Genomic DNA, 16,297 nt, shown 5'->3' with positions numbered 1-16,297 from the left:
CCTTCACATACGGGTCATGCAAGACCGGGCAGCGGGTGCCGGAGTTGACGTACGCATCGACGTGGCTTAACCGCTCGCGATCCTTGAAATCCGGGTGCCGCACCGATCATGGCCGATATCGCGTCGACCGACGCCCTTTCTTCCGTGCGCGCGGACGCGCCGCGCATCTCCTTCGTCTCGCTGGGTTGCCCGAAGGCGCTGGTGGACAGTGAGCGCATCATCACCAGCCTGCGTTCGGAAGGCTACGAGCTGTCCCGCCGCCATGAGGGCGCCGACCTTGTCATCGTCAACACCTGCGGCTTCCTCGACAGCGCCAAGGCGGAGAGTCTGGCGGCCATCGGCGACGCGCTGAAGGAGAACGGCAAGGTCATCGTCACCGGCTGCATGGGCGCCGAGCCCGAGCATATCCGCGACGTGCATCCCGGCGTGCTCGCCGTCACCGGGCCGCAGCAATATGAAAGCGTGCTGGCGGCGGTGCATCAGGCGGTGCCGCCGAGCCATGATCCCTTCGTCGACCTCGTTCCGCCGCAAGGCATCAAGCTCACCCCGCGCCACTACGCTTATCTAAAGATTTCAGAAGGTTGCAATAATCGGTGCACCTTCTGCATCATCCCCAAGCTGCGCGGCGACCTGGTCAGCCGTCCCGCCGCCGACGTGCTCCGCGAGGCCGAGCGGCTGGTCGCGGCGGGGGTGAAGGAGCTGCTGGTCATCTCGCAGGACACCTCCGCCTATGGCATCGACGTGAAATATGCGGCGAGCAAGTGGAAGGACCGCGAGGTGCGCGCACGCTTCCTCGACCTTGCCCGCGAGCTCGGCACGCTCGGGGCCTGGGTGCGCATGCACTATGTCTACCCCTACCCCCATGTCGACGAGGTCATCGGCCTGATGTCGGACGGGGTGATCCTTCCCTATCTCGACATCCCCTTCCAGCACGCCTCCCCGACCGTGCTGAAGCGCATGAAGCGCCCGGCCGCGCAGGAGAAGACGCTGGCGCGAATCCAGAAGTGGCGGCAGGACTGCCCGGACCTCACCCTGCGTTCGACCTTCATCGTCGGCTTCCCCGGCGAGACCGAGGCCGAATTCGAAGAGCTGATCGACTTCCTCGACGAGGCCGAACTCGACCGCGTCGGCTGCTTCAAATACGAGCCGGTCGCCGGCGCGCCGGCCAACGATCTCGGTGCGGCGATCCCCGACGAGGTGAAGGAGGAGCGCTGGAAGCGCTTCATGGAGGTGCAGCAGCGCGTCTCCGCCCGCCGCCTCAAGCGCAAGGTGGGTACCCGCCAGCAGGTGATCATCGACAGCGTCGGCCCGACGGTCGCCGTCGGCCGCTCCAAGGCCGATGCGCCGGAGATCGACGGCAGCGTCCACGTCGCCTCGCGCCGCCCGCTGCGCGTCGGCGAGATCGTCACGGTGAAGATCGAGCGCGCCGACGCCTATGACCTGCACGGCATGGCGGTGGGGTTCTGAGGCCTGCGACCGGCATGCAAGGCTGCATCAGCCGTCTGCGTCCTTCGAGGCCCGGGCCATGCCCGGGCACCTCAGGATGAGGTTGTCCGCTCTCTTGCAGAAACGATCCTCATGCTGAGGTGCGAGCGCCAGCGAGCCTCGAAGCACGCAGGCGCGAGCTGCTATTCCGCCCTCAGCAGATCCCGCAGCGTCGCCTCGATCACCTGCGTCGCCGCCTTGAGGTCACGGATCTGCACATGCTCGTCGGCGGCGTGGGCATTGGCTTCCAGAATGGAACGCGGGCCGGCGCCGTAGAGCACGGTGGGCACGCCGGCCGCCGTGTAGTGGCGGGCATCGGTGTAGAGCGGCACGGCGGTCGCCGGCGGCGTCTCGCCCAGCACTTCCGAGGCGTGCTTCTGTATGGTCTCGACCAGCTTTTCCGTGCCCGGCAGGGTGCGCAGCGGCTCGGCGAGGATGATGCGGCGGCACTCGATGTCGATCCCGGGCATTCCGCCGACGGCCGCCTCGACCAGCGCGTTCAGCCCGGCCTCGACGCTGGTGCCGTCCTCCTCCGGGGTGAGCCGGCGGTCGACGCGCATGACGATGCGGTCGGGCACGACATTGGTGTTGATGCCACCGGAGATGAGGCCCACCGTGATCTTCGGCGAGCCGATGCCCGGCGTGGCGCTGACGATGCCGGTGAGCCGCCGGCGCTCCCCATAGATGGCGGAGAGGATGGCCGTCGCCGCCTCCAACGCATCGGCGCCGGTCTCCGGCATGGCGGCGTGCGCCTGCTTGCCGCGCACGACGATCTCGAGATGCAGCGCGCCGTTATGCGCCACCACCACGGCATAGGAGAAGCCGGCGGAGATGGCGTAGTCCGGCTTGGTCAGGTCGTGCTCGATCAGCCATTTCGGCCCGACGAAGCCGCCCGCCTCCTCGTCATAGGTGAAGTGCAGCTCGACCGTGCCGTCGAGGCCCTCGGGCCGCTGCTTCAGGCCGAGCAGGGCGAAGGCATAGGTGGCGAAGTCGGACTTCGACACCGCCGCGCCGCGGCCATAGATCGCCCCGCCCTTTTCCTCGGCACCATAGGGGTCGAAGGTCCAGCCCTCGCCGGGCGGTACCACGTCGCCATGGGCGTTGAGCGCGATCACCGGCCCCTTGCCGGTTCCAAAGCGTTCGCGCACCACGAGATTGACCACGGACTTCATGCCGTAGGTCTTCACGAAGGGCTCGGGTACCGGGTGGCGCTCCACCGTGAATCCCAGTTCCTCCAAGAGCCGGGCGGCGACCTCGGCATGCGGCGCGCAATCGCCCGGCGGATTGTCGCTCGGCACGCGCACCAGCGCCTTCAGGAACTCGACCTGCAACGCCTGTGTGGCGTCCAGCCTCTCGCTGTCGTCGCCGGGAATGCTCAATTCTGTGCTCCGTCTGTGGCGCCGTCGAGCTGGGGCAGCTGGAAGCGCTCGATGAACCTTATCAGCGCCGCGGCCGCCAATCCCATATCTTCCGGCGAGGCATATTCGGCCGGGTTGTGGCTGATGCCGCCCTTGCAGCGCACGAACAGCATGCCGACCGGGCAGAGATTCACCATCGCCTGGCCGTCATGGCCGGCGCCGGAAGGCAGCAACGGCGCGCGGTGGCCGAGGTCGGCGACGGCGTTGCGCAGGCGCAGCTGCAGGTCGCGATAGCACGGCACCGTTGTCACCTCGTGGAAGGCGGAAATCACCACCCCGAGATGGCGCTGATCGGCGATGCGATGCGCCTCGCGTTCGAAGCGTTCCAACGCTTCGCGCCGCGACATGTCCGAGCCGGAGCGCAGGTCCACGGTGAAGGTGACACGCGCAGGGATGACATTGATCGACCCCGGATCGATGTGCATGCGCCCCACCGTCGCCACCATGCCGTGACGGTCCGCCTTGGCGATCCTCTCCACCGCGAGGGCCATCTCCGCGGCTCCCGGCAAGGCGTCGCGGCGCATGCGCATCGGCACGGTGCCGGCGTGGCCGGCCTCGCCTGTCACCGTCACGGAGAGGCGTGAGGCACCGGCAATGGCGGTGACAACCCCCAGGGGCTCGCCTTCCGCCTCAAGTACCGGCCCCTGCTCGATATGCGCCTCCACATAGGCGATGACGCCACCGGTGGCATAGGCGGCCTTGGGGATGTCATCGGTGGCATTGCCATAGGCCAAAATGGCCTCCCGCAGTGTCACACCCTGCGCATCTGTGGCATTCAGGCTCGCGGTCTGGAACACCCCCGCGCAGGCGGCGGAGGAGGACAGCGTGGTGGGGAAGCGCGTGCCCTCCTCGTCGCCGAAGGCGAGCACGTCGATGCCGTAGGGCCGGCTCAGCCCCGCGCGGACGATCTCCTGCAGCGCGAGGATGCCGAGCACGACGCCCATCGCGCCGTCATACTTGCCGGCGTCGGCGACGGTGTCGATGTGCGAGCCGATCAGCAGCCGCGGCGCGTCGGGGCCGGCCGGGTGCCAGTGCCCGCGCACCGTGCCGAGCGCGTCCTCGCTCACCTCCAGCCCGGCCTCGCGCATCCATCTGCCGACGAGGTCGGCGGCGCGGCGGTGCTCCGGCGTGAGGAAGAAGCGGGTGAGGTGATCGGGGCTGGCGGAAATGGCGCCGAGCTCCTCGATCATCGCTTGCGCGCGCGCACCCAGCGCGGCGATGTCCAGCGCGACGCTCATGATCCCAACCCGACGCCTCCGGCCCTGCGCAGGCCGGTGATCCCTTGCCCCGCCTGCCCTGCGCCATCGCACAGGATGGCGGCTTTGGCAATTATGCGCGCGGCCGGGACCGCTTCCGCCCTACCCGCCAAGCACGCGCCGCAGCGATTTCTCGATCTGCCCGCCGCAATAGGACTGCCCGTACTGCCGGAACGAGGCCTCCCTCAAGGCGACGAGGGCGGGCGTCGCCTGCAGGCGCCGCGTCAGGGCGGCAGTGAGCGGCGCGGTCTCGTCCAGCAGCGCCTGGAGCGGCGGGAAGCGGTCGCCCATCGTCGACCACAGCGTGCTGGTCACGATATCCGCCACGCCCGCCTGCGCCGTGCCGAGCAGGTGTCCGCCCTCAGCCGTCACGCCATGGCGCGCGGCCAGCGCCTCCCATATGCCCATCCAGCGCTTGAGCCGCGGGACGAACTCCTGCCACTTGGCCTCGGTCCACATCTCCCGGCCGCCGTCGAGCGTGATCTCGTCGATCACGTCATTGGCGTCGTTCACCACCTTGGCGGTCAGCGCCCGCTGCGCCGGCTCATCGGGGATAAGGCCGAGGCTGTCGCCGAGATAGAGCGCGATCGCCGGCATCTGCGACAGGGCGAAGCCGGAGCGCGTGTCGATCAGCACCGGCGGGCCCATGAAGCCGATCGGCTGGTCGGCGGGGTCGAGGTCCATCAGCTCGCCGATCTCGCCGGAATCGTGCTCGTCCCAGCTCTTGCCGGCATAAGCCAGGATGGCGCGGATGAACTGCCCGCGGAACGGCACCGGCCAGTAGGTGAGGTCGTAATCGGCCATGGGGTGTCCTTTGGGTGCGCGACAGCGTGGTTGGCGTCAGGGAAATGCGCAAAGGGCAGATGGGTTCGAGGACGTTATCGATTGACCCATAGCTGCCCCCACAACTGCCTTATAGGGACCTCCGCTTTGGGGGTGGAAAGCGGAACGGCAGCTTTCGGTGGGTCTGATGCTTAAAACTGCCGCTGACTAGCTGTACTTGGTAGTCGTGAAAACAATCATTCAGCTATTAATATGGTTTATCGATTCTCGAAGGAGTTTGCATTGCCACTTCCTATTGATCTCCGGTTAACCGGCGCGAGCGTACCCGTCCAATTGCGTGCCGGTATGTCGACGATCATCGTTGGAGCGAACGGCAGCGGGAAGACACGTCTCGCAATGGAATGTGAACGGCAGGCTGGTGCAACCGCTCACCGGATTTCAGCGCAACGGATGCTCGCGCTTGACCCCTCTATCGAGAAAATCAGCGAGCAAACGGCTCGCAATCAATTGCGATACGGATACAACGATCCACAGCAATACGGCGGAGTCCAACACTCGCGTGACGTACATCGATGGGGTCAAGCGCAGCCTCGTTTCATTCTCAATGACGCTGGATCATTGCTTCAAGTGCTTTTCGCGGAGCAAGCAAACGTCGGAGTAGCAGTGAACGATGCGGCCGAAGCAGGAATGCCCGTGCTAGGCCGCGAAACCGTACTACGCAAATTGAAGGCAATTTTTCACCGAGTGCTACCGACCCGCAGCCTAGCAACTACAGCAGACGATATCAATGTAATAGCCCATAATCCTGAAGGCACTATGAGTGACCCGTACAACATCACGCAGATGAGCGACGGAGAGAAGGCCGTTTTCTACATTATTGGACAGGTGTTAGTCGCAGATTTTGACTCTGCCTTCATTATGGACGAACCTGAGATTCACGTTCATCGTTCAATTCTAGGTCGATTGTGGGACGAGTTGGAGGCAGCTCGACCTGACTGTGCGTTTCTCCTTATCACGCACGACCTAGAATTTGCTGCTGCAAGAGCAGGTCGAAAGTACGTTGTACGGAGCTATGCGCCTACGACTGGTTGGATGATTGAGGACGTGCCGGAGGCGGAAGGATTCAGCGAGGAACTGGTCACGCTAATTCTCGGCAGCCGGAAGCCAGTGCTATTCGTTGAGGGCGAACAGGGTAGTCTCGACATCGCCTTCTACCGTGCCTGCTATCCAGATTGGACAGTGATCCCGCGAGGCGGATGCGAGAGTGTCATTCACTCAGTCGCTACGATGCGGCGCAATGCGGCCTTCACCCGCATTACCTGCGCCGGTCTGGTCGACGCGGATGGACGCGACGCGGACGACCGGGCGCATCTCGCCGGCATCGGCGTGTCGGTGTTACCTGTCGCTGAGATCGAGAATCTGTTGTTGTTGCCCGCGGTGTCGCAAGTCATTCTGGCGAAGAACGATTTCAGCGGCGCTGAGTTGGAGACCAAGCTAGCCGAGGTGAAGGCGGCAGTATTCGCTGACGCAACGGTGCCGGACAACGTTAATGAGGTGGTGCTCGGCTATTGCCGCCGGCGGATCGATCAGATGCTGAAGCGGATCGACTTCTCGGCCGACAAGTCAGTCGTCGACCTCGCTACCAGCTACGTCACCCAAACGGGTGCGCTCGACGTCGCCGCGATCGCCGCCGGGATCCAAAAGATGATAACCGACGCAGTAGCCGGCGACGACCTACCTGCACTTCTTGCGATCTACGACCGCAAGAAGCCGCTGCTGGCGCTCGCCGCGCGGCTGCGTGCTGGCAGCGTCAACGAATTCACTGCCTGGGTCACGCGGGCCATTCAGAGCAAGGAAGATGACAGGCTGCGAGTGGCAATCGAGGCTGTGCTACCGAAGCCTTATGCGGCATAGGTTGTAGAATCCTCGTCCGATCAAATGTCCGCTTCGAGGTCCTAAGCCGTCGTCGAGATCAAGCCGCCTTCAATGGAAGCTATTCGACCCTCGGCACCCAAGACCGGACCGTCTAGATACGCTCCCGAAGCGACCATTCATCGTCGCCGCAGCGAACTTCTGCATCTGGCGCCTAGCTATATCTTCACTTATTGGGCGGCGGCCCCACTCGGGAGCCGCCATGTCGCTCTGAGCGCCAGCCCCTACTGCCCCGGCACCTTGTCGTCGATGCCCTTGACGTACCAGTTCATCGACAGGATGTCCTTGTCGGCCAGCACCTCGCCCTCCTTCACCACCAGCTCGCCCTTCTGGTTATAGATCGGGCCCTTGAAGGGGTTCAGCTCGCCGGACGTGATCTTGGCCTGCGTCGCCTGCGCCATCGCCTTCACGTCGTCGGGCATGTTGGTGTAGGGCGCCATCACCACCTCGCCGTCCTTCATGCCGGCCCAGGTGTCGGTCGGCTTCCAGGTGCCGTCCATCGCCGCCTTCACGCGCTCGACATAGTAGGGCCCCCAATTGTCGACGATGGAGGTGAGCTGCGCCTTCGGGCCGAAGGTGATCATGTCGGAGGCCTGGCCGAAGGCCTTCACGCCGCGCGCCTCGGCGGCCTGCATGGCGGCGGGGCTGTCGGTGTGCTGGGAGATCACGTCGGCGCCCTGGTCGATCAGCGCCTTGCCGGCGTCGGCTTCCTTGGCCGGGTCGAACCAGGAGTTCACCCAGACCACCTTGATCTTCATGTCCGGGTTCACCGACTGCGCGCCGAGCATCAGCGAATTGATGCCGGAGATGACCTCGGGGATCGGGAAGGAGGCGATGTAGCCGATGGTGCCGGTCTTCGACATCTTCGCGGCGATCTGGCCGAGGACGTAGCGGCCCTCGTGGAACTTCGCGTTGTAGGTGGCGAGGTTCTTGTCGCGCTTGTAGCCGGTGGCGTGCTCGAAGAACACCTTGGGGTGGCGCTTGGCCACCTTCAGCGTCGGCTCCATGTAGCCGAAGGAGGTGGTGAAGATGATCTTGTTGCCGGCGCGGGCGAGCTGCTCGATCACGCGCTCGGCGTCGGGGCCTTCCGGCACGCTCTCGACATAGGTGGTCTCGACCTTGTCGCCGAAGGCCGCCTCCACCGCCTTGCGGCCCTGGTCGTGCTGATAGGTCCAGCCGAAATCGCCGACCGGGCCGATATAGACCCAGGCGGCCTTGAGCTTCTCCTGCGCGCTGGCCTGTCCGATGCCGGCGAGCGCGAGGCCGGCGGTGACGGCGACCGCCAGTGACAGAATCTTGCGCATGAACGTCTCCGCTCCCATAGCGCGGCCGGATCGTCACCATCCTGCGCGGCCGCGGCGCAGGCGGGAGGTCGCCTTCGCGACCGGAAGCTTAAGGCGTCAGCGGTCGGGCACGAAGGGCACGCCCAGCGAGGCCGGCGCGCCCTGCCCGCGCTTCAGCGCCGAGATCACCACGAGCGCGGCGATGGTCGCAAGATAGGGTAGCGACGACAGCAGCTGCGAGGGGATGCCGAGGCCGAAGCCCTGCACGTGAAGCTGCAAGATCGATACCGCGCCGAACAGATACGCGCCGGCCAATAGCCAGAGCGGTCGCCAGGCCGAGAACACGACGAGCGCCAGCGCGATCCAGCCGCGCCCGGCGGTCATGTCGCTGGCCCAGAACGGGGTGTAGGCGAGCGAGAGATGCGCCCCCGCGAGCCCGGCGCAGGCGCCGCCGAACATCACCGCCAGCGTGCGGATGCGGCGCACCGGATGGCCGAGCGCATGCGCCGCCGCATGGTTCTCGCCGACCGCGCGCAGCACAAGCCCGGCGCGGGTGCGGGCGAGGCCGTAGGCGACGGCGATCAGCAGGAGGATCGAGGCATAGACGAAGGCGTCCTGCCCGAACAGCACCGGGCCGACCACCGGCAGATCGGTGAGGCCAGGCACGCGCAGTGCCGGCGCGGCGTCGATGCGGGTGCCGACGAAGCCGGAGCCGATCAGCCCGGCGAGGCCGAGGCCGAGGATCGTCGTGGCGAGGCCCGAGGCGACCTGGTTGGTGGCGAGCCACACGGCCAGCCCCGCGAAGACCAGCGACAGTGCGACGCCGGCGAGGATGGCGGCGAGCGTGCCGAGCAGCAGGCTACCCGTGGAATAGGCGGTGGCGTAGCCGACCGCCGCGCCGACGATCATCATGCCCTCGACGCCGAGATTGAGCGTGCCGGCGCGCTCGGCCACCAGTTCGCCGAGCGAGGCGAGCAGCAGCGTGGTCGCCGCCGCGACGACGCTGGCGAGCACCGCGCCGAGTATCGCCGCATCAAGCATGGCTCGTCCCCTCCACCCGGCGGATGCGGTAGCGCACCAGCACGTCGGCCGCCAGGATGGCGATGAGCAGCGTCCCCTGGAACACGCGGGTGACGTCGAAGGGCAGGCGCATGGAGATCTGCGCCGCCTCGCCGCCGATATAGGTCAGCGCCAGCACCAGGCTGGCGACGAGGATGCCCACCGGGTGCAGCCGGCCGAGCATGGCGGCGATGATGGCGGTGAAGCCATAGCCGGGCGAGATGGAGGGCTGCAAATTGCCGATCGGCCCGGCCACCTCGATGATGCCGGCGAGCCCCGCCAGCGCGCCGGAGACGGCGAAGACGCCGTAGGTGACGCGCTTCTCGTCGAAGCCGGCGAAGGCCGCCGCGCGGGGAGCCGTCCCTGCAAGCTCGATGGAGAAGCCGGTCAGCGTGCGCCCCAGCACGAAGGTCGCCACCGCCACGGCGACCAGCGCGATGATGATGCCGGCATGCAGGCGGCCCTCCTCCATCAAGAGCGGCATCACCGCCACAGGGTCGAAGGTCACGCTCTGCGGGAAGTTGAAGCCGGCCGGGTCGCGCCACGGGCCGCGCACGAGATAGTCGAGGCCGAGCTGGGCGACATAGACCAGCATCAGGCTGGTGAGGATCTCGCTGGCGCCGAAGCGCACGCGCAGGAAGGCCGGGATCAGCCCCCACAGCGCGCCGCCTAGGGCGCCGAGCACCAGCATGGCCGGCAGCACCCAGGGGCCGGCCTCGGTGCCCTGGGTGGCGAGCGCCAGCCCGGAGCCGAGCACGGCGCCGGCGACATACTGCCCCTCGGCGCCGATGTTCCAGCGATTGGCGCGGTAGCAGAAGGCGAGGCCGACGCCGATGATCAGCAGCGGGCAGGCCTTCACCACCAGCTCCTGCAGCGTGTAGACGTCGCCGAGCGGCTCGATGAAATAGATCGAGAAGGCGCGGATGGGGTCGTGGCCCAGCGCCACGAACATGATCGCGCCGACGACCAGCGTGAAGACGAGCGCCAGCAGCGGCGCGGCGGCGAGCCGCAGCGCGGAGACGTTCTCCTGCCGCTCGAACTTAAGCGGCATGGCTGCCCCCCTCCGTGCCGTCGCCGTCATGCATGCCGCCCATGGCGAGGCCGATCGCCTCGCGCGAGGTCTCGGCGACCGGCACGGGCGGGGTGAGGCGGCCCTCGCTCATCACCGCGATGCGGTCGGTGAATTCCAAGAGCTCGTCGAGGTCCTGGCTGATGACGAGCACGGCGCAGCCCTGCGCCGCCCGCTCGCGCAGCGTGGTGCGGATGAAGGCGGCGGCCGCCGCATCGACGCCCCAGGTCGGCTGGTCGACGACGATGAGCACGGGGTCGCGCAGCACCTCGCGGCCGATGACGAATTTCTGCAGATTGCCGCCGGAGAGACGCCGCGCCTTCGGGTCCTTGCCGCCGAAGCGCACGTCGAAGCCCTTCACGATGCCCTGGAAGTAGCGCTTCAGCGGCGAGTGGCGCACCACGCCGTGGCTGACGATGCCGCCATCGCCATGGGTGGTGAGCAGCACATTGTCGGAGAGCGGCATGTCGGGCGCCGCGGCGTGGCCGAGCCGTTCTTCCGGCACGAAGCCGGCGCGCAGCGCCCGCCGCTCGGTCGGGCCGAGGCCGCCGGCCGGCACGGTGTCGATGACGATGCTCTCGGGATCGCCCGGCGCCTCCCCGGACAGCGCCTCGAACAAGGCGGTCTGGCCGTTGCCGGCGACGCCGGCGATACCGACGATCTCGCCGGCCCGTATTTCGAGGTTGATGTCGTGCAGCGCCGAGCCGCGGGAACCGTCGCCGGCGACGTTGAGGTTGCGCACCAGAAGGCGCGGCGCGCCGATCTCGTGGGTGACGAGGCGCGGCGTGCGCGGCACCTCGGCGCCGACCATAAGCCGGGCGAGGCTGGCGGCGGTCTCCTGCTTCGGGTCGACCTCGGCGACGAACCGGCCAGCCCGCAGCACGGTGGCGCGGTGGCAGAGCCGGCGCACCTCATCGAGCTTGTGGCTGATGAACAGCACCGCCCTGCCCTCGCCGGTCAGCAGATCGACGGTGCGGAACAGGCTCTCGGACTCGTCCGGGGTGAGCACCGAGGTCGGCTCGTCGAGGATGAGCACGCGAGGATCGCCGAGCAGGCAGCGCACGATCTCCACCCGCTGGCGCTCGCCGACCGAGAGCTCGCCCACACGCCGCCAGGGCTCGACGGTGAGACCGTAGCGGTCGACGCAGTCGTCAATGCGGGCCGCGAGCGAAGAGAGCGGCTCATGGCCCGGCAGGCCGAGCGCGACGTTCTCCACCACGGTCATCGCGTCGAACAGGGCGAAATGCTGGAACACGACACCGATGCCCCTGGCGCGCGAACTCGCCGGGTCAGGGAAGACGATCGGCGCGCCCTCATAGAGCAGCTCGCCCGAATCGGGCTGCAGCAGCCCGCACATCATCTTCACCAGCGTCGACTTGCCGGCGCCGTTCTCGCCCAGCAGCGCGTGCGTCTCGCCGGCGCGGATGGCGAGGCTGACATGGTCGTTGGCGACCAGCGCGCCGAAGCGCTTGGTCAGCTCGACCGCCTCCAGGAGCGATGCCGGCGCGGCGGCCCCTTCGGCGCTAGACACCATGGCGCCGGCCTTTCAGCCGCCGGATGGCGCAGACGCGCACGGCGCATGGCGGGAGAGGCTGTTGCTGCGGCTCGCGGATCATGCGCTTCTGCGTGGAGGACATTTGCGGCCAGCATGGCATGGCCGGTCGGGGGAGCAAGCCTAAAGTCTGGTCCAGCCGGTCCGGACTCTGGCGCGTTTTACGTCAGATTTCGGAGCACGCTCGGGGGCTGGGTTGTAATTGCCGAGAGAGCGGCAAGCTCCCTATCCCCGACGGGGAGAGGGTTGGGGTGAGGGGTCTTCACCACTCCGCAGCCGCGTCTCCCCTCACCGACCCGCTTCGCGGGCCACCTCTCCCCAACGGGGAGAGGAATTACGGGAGTGGCCCGGCGCTCAATCAGGATCACGGCAGCAGCACGGTGGAGCCGGTGGTACGCCGCGCCTCGAGGTCGCGATGTGCCTGCGCCGCGTCGGGGAGCCTGTAGCGCTGCTCGACAGCGATCTTCACCACGCCGGAGCCGACCACGTCGAACAGGTCGTTCGCGGTCGCCAGCAGCGTCTCGCGGGTGGCGATGTGGGTGTTGAGCGTCGGGCGCGTGGCGTAGAGCGACCCCTTCTGCGACAGGCTCAGCAGGTTGAAATTGGTGATCGGGCCCGAGGCGTTGCCGAAGCTGACGAACAGCCCGCGCGGCCTGATGCAGTCGAGCGAGCCCGGATAGGTCGCCTGCCCCACCCCGTCATAGACCACGTCGCACAGCGCGCCGTCGGTGATCTCCTTCACCTGCGCGACGAAATCGTCCTTCGAGTAGTCGATGACGTAGGCGGCGCCGTTGGCCTTGGCGAGCGCGACCTTCTCGGGCGAGCCGGCGGTGCCGATGACGGTGGCGCCGATATGCGAGGCCCACTGGCACAGGATCAGCCCGACTCCGCCGGCTGCGGCGTGGACGAGGATGGTGTCGCCCGGCTTCACCTTGTGGGTCTGGCGCAGCAGATAGCGCGCGGTCATGCCCTTGAGCATCATCGCCGCCGCCGTCTCGTCCGGGATCGTGTTCGGCAGCTTGACCAGCGCCGCCGCCGGTATGCGCCGCTCCGTGCAGTAGGAGCCGGTGGAGGCGCCATAGGCGACGCGGTCGCCGGGGCGGAGGTCGCTCACGCCCTCGCCGACCTCGACCACGACGCCTGCCGCCTCGTTGCCGGGGATGAAGGGCAGTCCGCCGGCGGGCTGGTAGAGGCCGGTACGGAAATAGGTGTCGATGAAGTTGAGGCCGATGGCGGTGTGGCGGATCTTCGCCTCGCCGGGTCCGGGCGGGCCGACGGTGACTTCCTCGTACTTAAGTACCTCCGGGCCGCCGAACTCGTGGACGCGAATCGCGAACGCCATCGTCACTCTCCCGCCGGGAGTTCAGCCGGGCCGTCCGGCCGACGTCGCCCGGCGCGACGGGATGAGGCCGAACAACAAGAAATAGACCGCGCAGACGATGAGGCCGACCGTGACCCACAGGTCGGGCCGCAGGTCGTTCAGCACGGCGACCACCGCCAGCACCGCCCACAGCGCCAGCAGCGCGATGGTCAGGAGGCGCAGCCGCACCACCCGGAACGGGTGCACGAACTTGATCGGCAGGAAGGTGGCGGCCGAGAGCCCCGCGATCACCGCCGCGACCACCCAGGCGTTCAGCGGCAACAGGAAGAAGTAGAACACGACGAGGTTCCACACCGCCGGGAAGCCCTGGAAATACAGGTCCTCGGTCTTCATCGAGGTGTCGGCGAAATAGAGCGCGCTGGTGAGCAGGATCGCCGCGCTGGCCGGGATCGCCAGCCAGAACGGCATCAGCCCGCCGCTCGCCACGGCAAAGGCGGGGACCAGCACATAGGTGAGGTAGTCGACCACGAGGTCCAGCGTCTCGCCCGACCAGCGCGGCAGGACCTCGCCGACATGGGCGCGCCGCGCCATGGTGCCGTCGATGCCGTCGACGAACAGCGCCACGCCGAGCCAGGCGAACATGATCGCCCAATGGCCTTCGACCGCCGCCATCAGCGCCAGCAGGCCGCAGACCGCGCCGGACGCCGTGAAGAGATGGACGGCGAAGGCGAGCGTGCGCCGGCGCGCCGGGCGCTCATCGAGCGACTTGGACGTGATCGCCACCGGACCTCCTCCCGCAACGGCATCGGATCGCTTGCCGCCGGCTTCTTCGACGTTACGCATATAGCATGCCCGCGCTTATCCCAATTGCCAGACCGCGCGCTCCTCGCTTATCCCACACTCGCGCGCCGGCTTACAGCCCCGGTGATGCCGAAGGACACACGCATGTCACCTCGATCGGATAAGGCGCAGGCCGTCACCGTGGTCGGCGGCGGGCCGAGCGGGCTCATCGCCGCGCTGGCCCTCGCCTCGGGCGGCCTCCCCGTCACCCTCGTCGCCCCTCCCCGCGCGCCGGATCCGCGCACGACCGCGCTTATGGACGGCTCGGTGCGGGCGCTGGAGGCGCTCGGCCTGTGGGAGCGGCTGCGCAAGGACGCCTCGCCGCTGCGCGTCATGCGCCTCGTCGACGGCACGCAGCGCCTGCTGCGGGCGCCGGAGGTGGAGTTCCGCGCCGGCGAGCTGGGGCTGGAAGGCTTCGCCTGGAACCTCGAGAACGAGGTGCTGCTGGCGGCGCTGGACGATGCGGTGGCGGAGGCGGCCGGCATCGAGCGCGTGAGCGGCGCGGTGCGCAGCGTGGCGGACGGCACGGAGCAGGTCGTGGTCGAGCTCGACGACGGCCGCACCATCGCGGCCGCGCTCGTCGCGGCGGCGGACGGGCGCAACTCGCCCTGCCGGCGCGCCGCCGGCATCGGCGTGAAGGTGCGCGACTATCCGCAGGTGGCGGTCACCGCGACGCTGGCGCATAGCCGCCCGCACCACGACGTTTCCACCGAATTCCACACCGAGACCGGCCCGTTCACCCTGGTGCCGCTGCCGGGGGATCGCTCGAGCGTCGTCTGCGTGGTCTCGGCGCGTGAGGCGGAGGAATTGCTGGCGCTCAGTGAAGACGCGTTCGCCCGTGTCATGGAGCGCAAGGCGCGCTCCATCCTCGGGCGCATGAGCCTTGTCTCGCCGCGCGGCAGCTTCCCCTTGAGCCAGCGCACCGCCGAGCGTTTCGCCAAGGGGCGCATCGCGCTGATCGGCGAAGCCGCGCACATCATCCCGCCCATCGGCGCGCAGGGGCTGAACCTCGGCCTGCGCGACGCGGCGACGCTGGCGGAGCTGGTGGTCGACGCGGTGCAGGCCGGCGAGGACATCGGCGGCGCGGGCGTCACCGACGCCTATGAGCGCCGCCGCCGGGCGGATGTGGCGAGCCGCGGCTTCGCGGTCGACCTATTCAATCGCTCGCTGCTGTCGGACCTCGTGCCCGTCGCCGGTCTGCGCGGGCTCGGCCTCTGGCTGATGGGCCGCTCGCCCATGCTGCGCAAGGCGGTGATGCGCGAGGGTGTCGGACCGACGCGCGACGTGCCGCGCCTGCTCGCCGGGACGCCGCTCTAGGCCCTACTGCAGCAGGCCGTGCGGCAGCATGTCGTGCTGCACGGCGTAGAGCATGGCGGTGACGGTGGCGACCGAGACCACCGTGCCGACGAGGATGCCGCCCGAGGCACCGGCGACATAGGTGTCGTACTGCTTGGCCATGATGAAGGCGTTCAGCGCCGGCGGCAGGCTCGCCATCAGCACGGCGGTGGCGATCCACACCGGCTCGAAGCCGCCCACCATGGTCAGCACCAGCCAGACCAGCGCCGGGTGGACGACCAGCTTGATGGCGAGCAGCCAGGGCACCTCGCTCTGCATGCGCTCCATCGGCCGCAGCGCCACCGAGACGCCAAGGGTGAACAGCGCGCAGGGCGCGGCGGCATTGCGCAGGAATTCCAGCGTCTTCTCGATCGCTGCCGGCGGGTGGAACTCGACATAGGCGGCGAGCACGCCGAGGAAGGTCGCGACGTTGAACGGGTGCGTCACCACCCGCTGCACGACGAGGAGCAGCGTCGCACTGAGGCTGTGCTTGTCCCGCCCGCTCACCGCCATCAGCACCGGCACGATGGTGAAGAAGAACAGGCTGTCGAAGACGAAGATCAGTGCCGTCGGCACCGAGGCGGCCGCCCCCAGCGCGCCCAGCGTCAGGCCCGGGCCCATATAGCCGACATTGGAATAGGAGCCGACGATGGCGGCAATCGTCGCCTCGGGAAGGTTGCCGTGCCGCCGCCACAGCCCCACCAGCAGCGACAGCGCGAAGCAGGTCGCGGTCGTCAGCGTGGTGGCGAGGATGAAGCTGCCATTGGTCAATTCGTGGAAGGGCGTGCGCGCCACCAGCGAGAAGAACAGCGCCGGCAGCGCCACATAGATGATGAAGAAGCTGAGCCAGGCGAGGCCGCTCTCCGGGATGCGCGCCAGCCGGCCGCATCCCAGCCCCAGGAAGATCACACCGAAAAAGGGAAGCGCCAGCGCCAGGACTTCGGCCATGGCGGCTGGCTATCGG

The 16,297-nt window shown here is 67.9% G+C and carries 13 protein-coding genes; 3 read left to right on the top strand and 10 right to left on the bottom strand.

The genetic code is table 11. The features are described 5' to 3' along the window. Positions 1-108: 108 nt before the first annotated feature. Complete coding sequence (gene rimO / locus SNOV_RS08570; protein ID WP_013166522.1) at positions 109-1,467, top strand: 30S ribosomal protein S12 methylthiotransferase RimO; 1,359 nt, start codon at positions 109-111, stop codon at positions 1,465-1,467. A gap of 161 nt (positions 1,468-1,628) precedes the next feature. Here the strand turns inward: rimO and SNOV_RS08565 are convergent, their stop codons facing one another. The 3 genes from SNOV_RS08565 to SNOV_RS08555 all read right to left on the bottom strand — a co-directional run bounded on the left by SNOV_RS08565 (position 1,629) and on the right by SNOV_RS08555 (position 4,963). After that, positions 1,629-2,864, bottom strand: coding sequence for an ArgE/DapE family deacylase (locus tag SNOV_RS08565; protein WP_013166521.1), 1,236 nt, complete (start codon positions 2,862-2,864; stop codon positions 1,629-1,631). Continuing rightward, a complete protein-coding gene (locus SNOV_RS08560; protein ID WP_013166520.1) occupies positions 2,861-4,141 on the bottom strand; it encodes an allantoate amidohydrolase in 1,281 nt (426 codons plus the stop codon). The genes SNOV_RS08565 and SNOV_RS08560 overlap by 4 nt, the downstream gene beginning before the upstream one ends. 120 nt (positions 4,142-4,261) lie before the next feature. Then, the gene (locus tag SNOV_RS08555; protein WP_013166519.1) at positions 4,262-4,963 is read right to left on the bottom strand and encodes a glutathione S-transferase; all 702 of its coding nucleotides are present in this window, start codon (positions 4,961-4,963) and stop codon (positions 4,262-4,264) included. 324 nt (positions 4,964-5,287) lie between these two features. On the opposite strand from SNOV_RS08555, the gene SNOV_RS08550 reads away from it, so the two are divergent. Next, a complete protein-coding gene (locus SNOV_RS08550) occupies positions 5,288-6,856 on the top strand; it encodes an AAA family ATPase (protein WP_244412908.1) in 1,569 nt (522 codons plus the stop codon). Positions 6,857-7,098: 242 nt separating this feature from the next. Here the strand turns inward: SNOV_RS08550 and SNOV_RS08545 are convergent, their stop codons facing one another. The 6 genes from SNOV_RS08545 to SNOV_RS08520 form a co-directional block, all read right to left on the bottom strand. Beyond that, positions 7,099-8,178: a BMP family ABC transporter substrate-binding protein gene (locus SNOV_RS08545; RefSeq protein ID WP_013166517.1), complete on the bottom strand. Its 1,080-nt coding sequence runs from the start codon at positions 8,176-8,178 to the stop codon at positions 7,099-7,101. 96 nt (positions 8,179-8,274) lie between these two features. Further along, entirely contained in the window at positions 8,275-9,198 is a 924-nt protein-coding gene (locus SNOV_RS08540; protein ID WP_013166516.1) for an ABC transporter permease, read from the bottom strand. Then, positions 9,191-10,267: an ABC transporter permease gene (locus SNOV_RS08535; protein ID WP_013166515.1), complete on the bottom strand. Its 1,077-nt coding sequence runs from the start codon at positions 10,265-10,267 to the stop codon at positions 9,191-9,193. Before SNOV_RS08535 ends, SNOV_RS08540 begins: the two co-directional genes overlap by 8 nt. Continuing rightward, positions 10,257-11,819 carry an ABC transporter ATP-binding protein gene (locus SNOV_RS08530; protein WP_013166514.1) on the bottom strand — a complete coding sequence of 521 codons (1,563 nt, stop codon included), beginning with the start codon at positions 11,817-11,819 and terminating at the stop codon, positions 10,257-10,259. Before SNOV_RS08530 ends, SNOV_RS08535 begins: the two co-directional genes overlap by 11 nt. A gap of 382 nt (positions 11,820-12,201) precedes the next feature. Next, on the bottom strand, positions 12,202-13,179 hold the full coding sequence (locus tag SNOV_RS08525; RefSeq protein WP_013166513.1) for a quinone oxidoreductase family protein: 978 nt from the start codon (positions 13,177-13,179) through the stop codon (positions 12,202-12,204). 21 nt (positions 13,180-13,200) lie between these two features. Then, positions 13,201-13,941 carry a CDP-alcohol phosphatidyltransferase family protein gene (locus tag SNOV_RS08520; RefSeq protein ID WP_013166512.1) on the bottom strand — a complete coding sequence of 247 codons (741 nt, stop codon included), beginning with the start codon at positions 13,939-13,941 and terminating at the stop codon, positions 13,201-13,203. Positions 13,942-14,103: 162 nt separating this feature from the next. On the opposite strand from SNOV_RS08520, the gene SNOV_RS08515 reads away from it, so the two are divergent. Beyond that, positions 14,104-15,315: a UbiH/UbiF family hydroxylase gene (locus SNOV_RS08515; RefSeq protein ID WP_013166511.1), complete on the top strand. Its 1,212-nt coding sequence runs from the start codon at positions 14,104-14,106 to the stop codon at positions 15,313-15,315. A 3-nt stretch (positions 15,316-15,318) separates the two neighbouring features. Here the strand turns inward: SNOV_RS08515 and SNOV_RS08510 are convergent, their stop codons facing one another. Beyond that, entirely contained in the window at positions 15,319-16,281 is a 963-nt protein-coding gene (locus tag SNOV_RS08510) for an AEC family transporter (protein ID WP_013166510.1), read from the bottom strand. Positions 16,282-16,297: the final 16 nt, after the last annotated feature.

The sequence above is a fragment of the Ancylobacter novellus DSM 506 genome (assembly GCF_000092925.1).
GTDB lineage: Bacteria > Pseudomonadota > Alphaproteobacteria > Rhizobiales > Xanthobacteraceae > Ancylobacter > Ancylobacter novellus.
This window is presented reverse-complemented; position numbering and strand designations above follow the sequence as displayed.

Excerpts from the sequence above, each read along its gene's own strand:
- rimO (WP_013166522.1), top strand. The coding sequence starts at position 109 with ATGGCCGATATCGCGTCGACCGACGCCCTTTCTTCCGTGCGCGCGGAC.
- SNOV_RS08560 (WP_013166520.1), bottom strand. The coding sequence starts at position 4,141 with ATGAGCGTCGCGCTGGACATCGCCGCGCTGGGTGCGCGCGCGCAAGCG.
- SNOV_RS08555 (WP_013166519.1), bottom strand. The coding sequence starts at position 4,963 with ATGGCCGATTACGACCTCACCTACTGGCCGGTGCCGTTCCGCGGGCAG.
- SNOV_RS08550 (WP_244412908.1), top strand. The coding sequence starts at position 5,288 with ATGTCGACGATCATCGTTGGAGCGAACGGCAGCGGGAAGACACGTCTC.
- SNOV_RS08545 (WP_013166517.1), bottom strand. The coding sequence starts at position 8,178 with ATGCGCAAGATTCTGTCACTGGCGGTCGCCGTCACCGCCGGCCTCGCG.
- SNOV_RS08540 (WP_013166516.1), bottom strand. The coding sequence starts at position 9,198 with ATGCTTGATGCGGCGATACTCGGCGCGGTGCTCGCCAGCGTCGTCGCG.
- SNOV_RS08535 (WP_013166515.1), bottom strand. The coding sequence starts at position 10,267 with ATGCCGCTTAAGTTCGAGCGGCAGGAGAACGTCTCCGCGCTGCGGCTC.
- SNOV_RS08530 (WP_013166514.1), bottom strand. The coding sequence starts at position 11,819 with ATGGTGTCTAGCGCCGAAGGGGCCGCCGCGCCGGCATCGCTCCTGGAG.
- SNOV_RS08525 (WP_013166513.1), bottom strand. The coding sequence starts at position 13,179 with ATGGCGTTCGCGATTCGCGTCCACGAGTTCGGCGGCCCGGAGGTACTT.
- SNOV_RS08515 (WP_013166511.1), top strand. The coding sequence starts at position 14,104 with ATGTCACCTCGATCGGATAAGGCGCAGGCCGTCACCGTGGTCGGCGGC.
- SNOV_RS08510 (WP_013166510.1), bottom strand. The coding sequence starts at position 16,281 with ATGGCCGAAGTCCTGGCGCTGGCGCTTCCCTTTTTCGGTGTGATCTTC.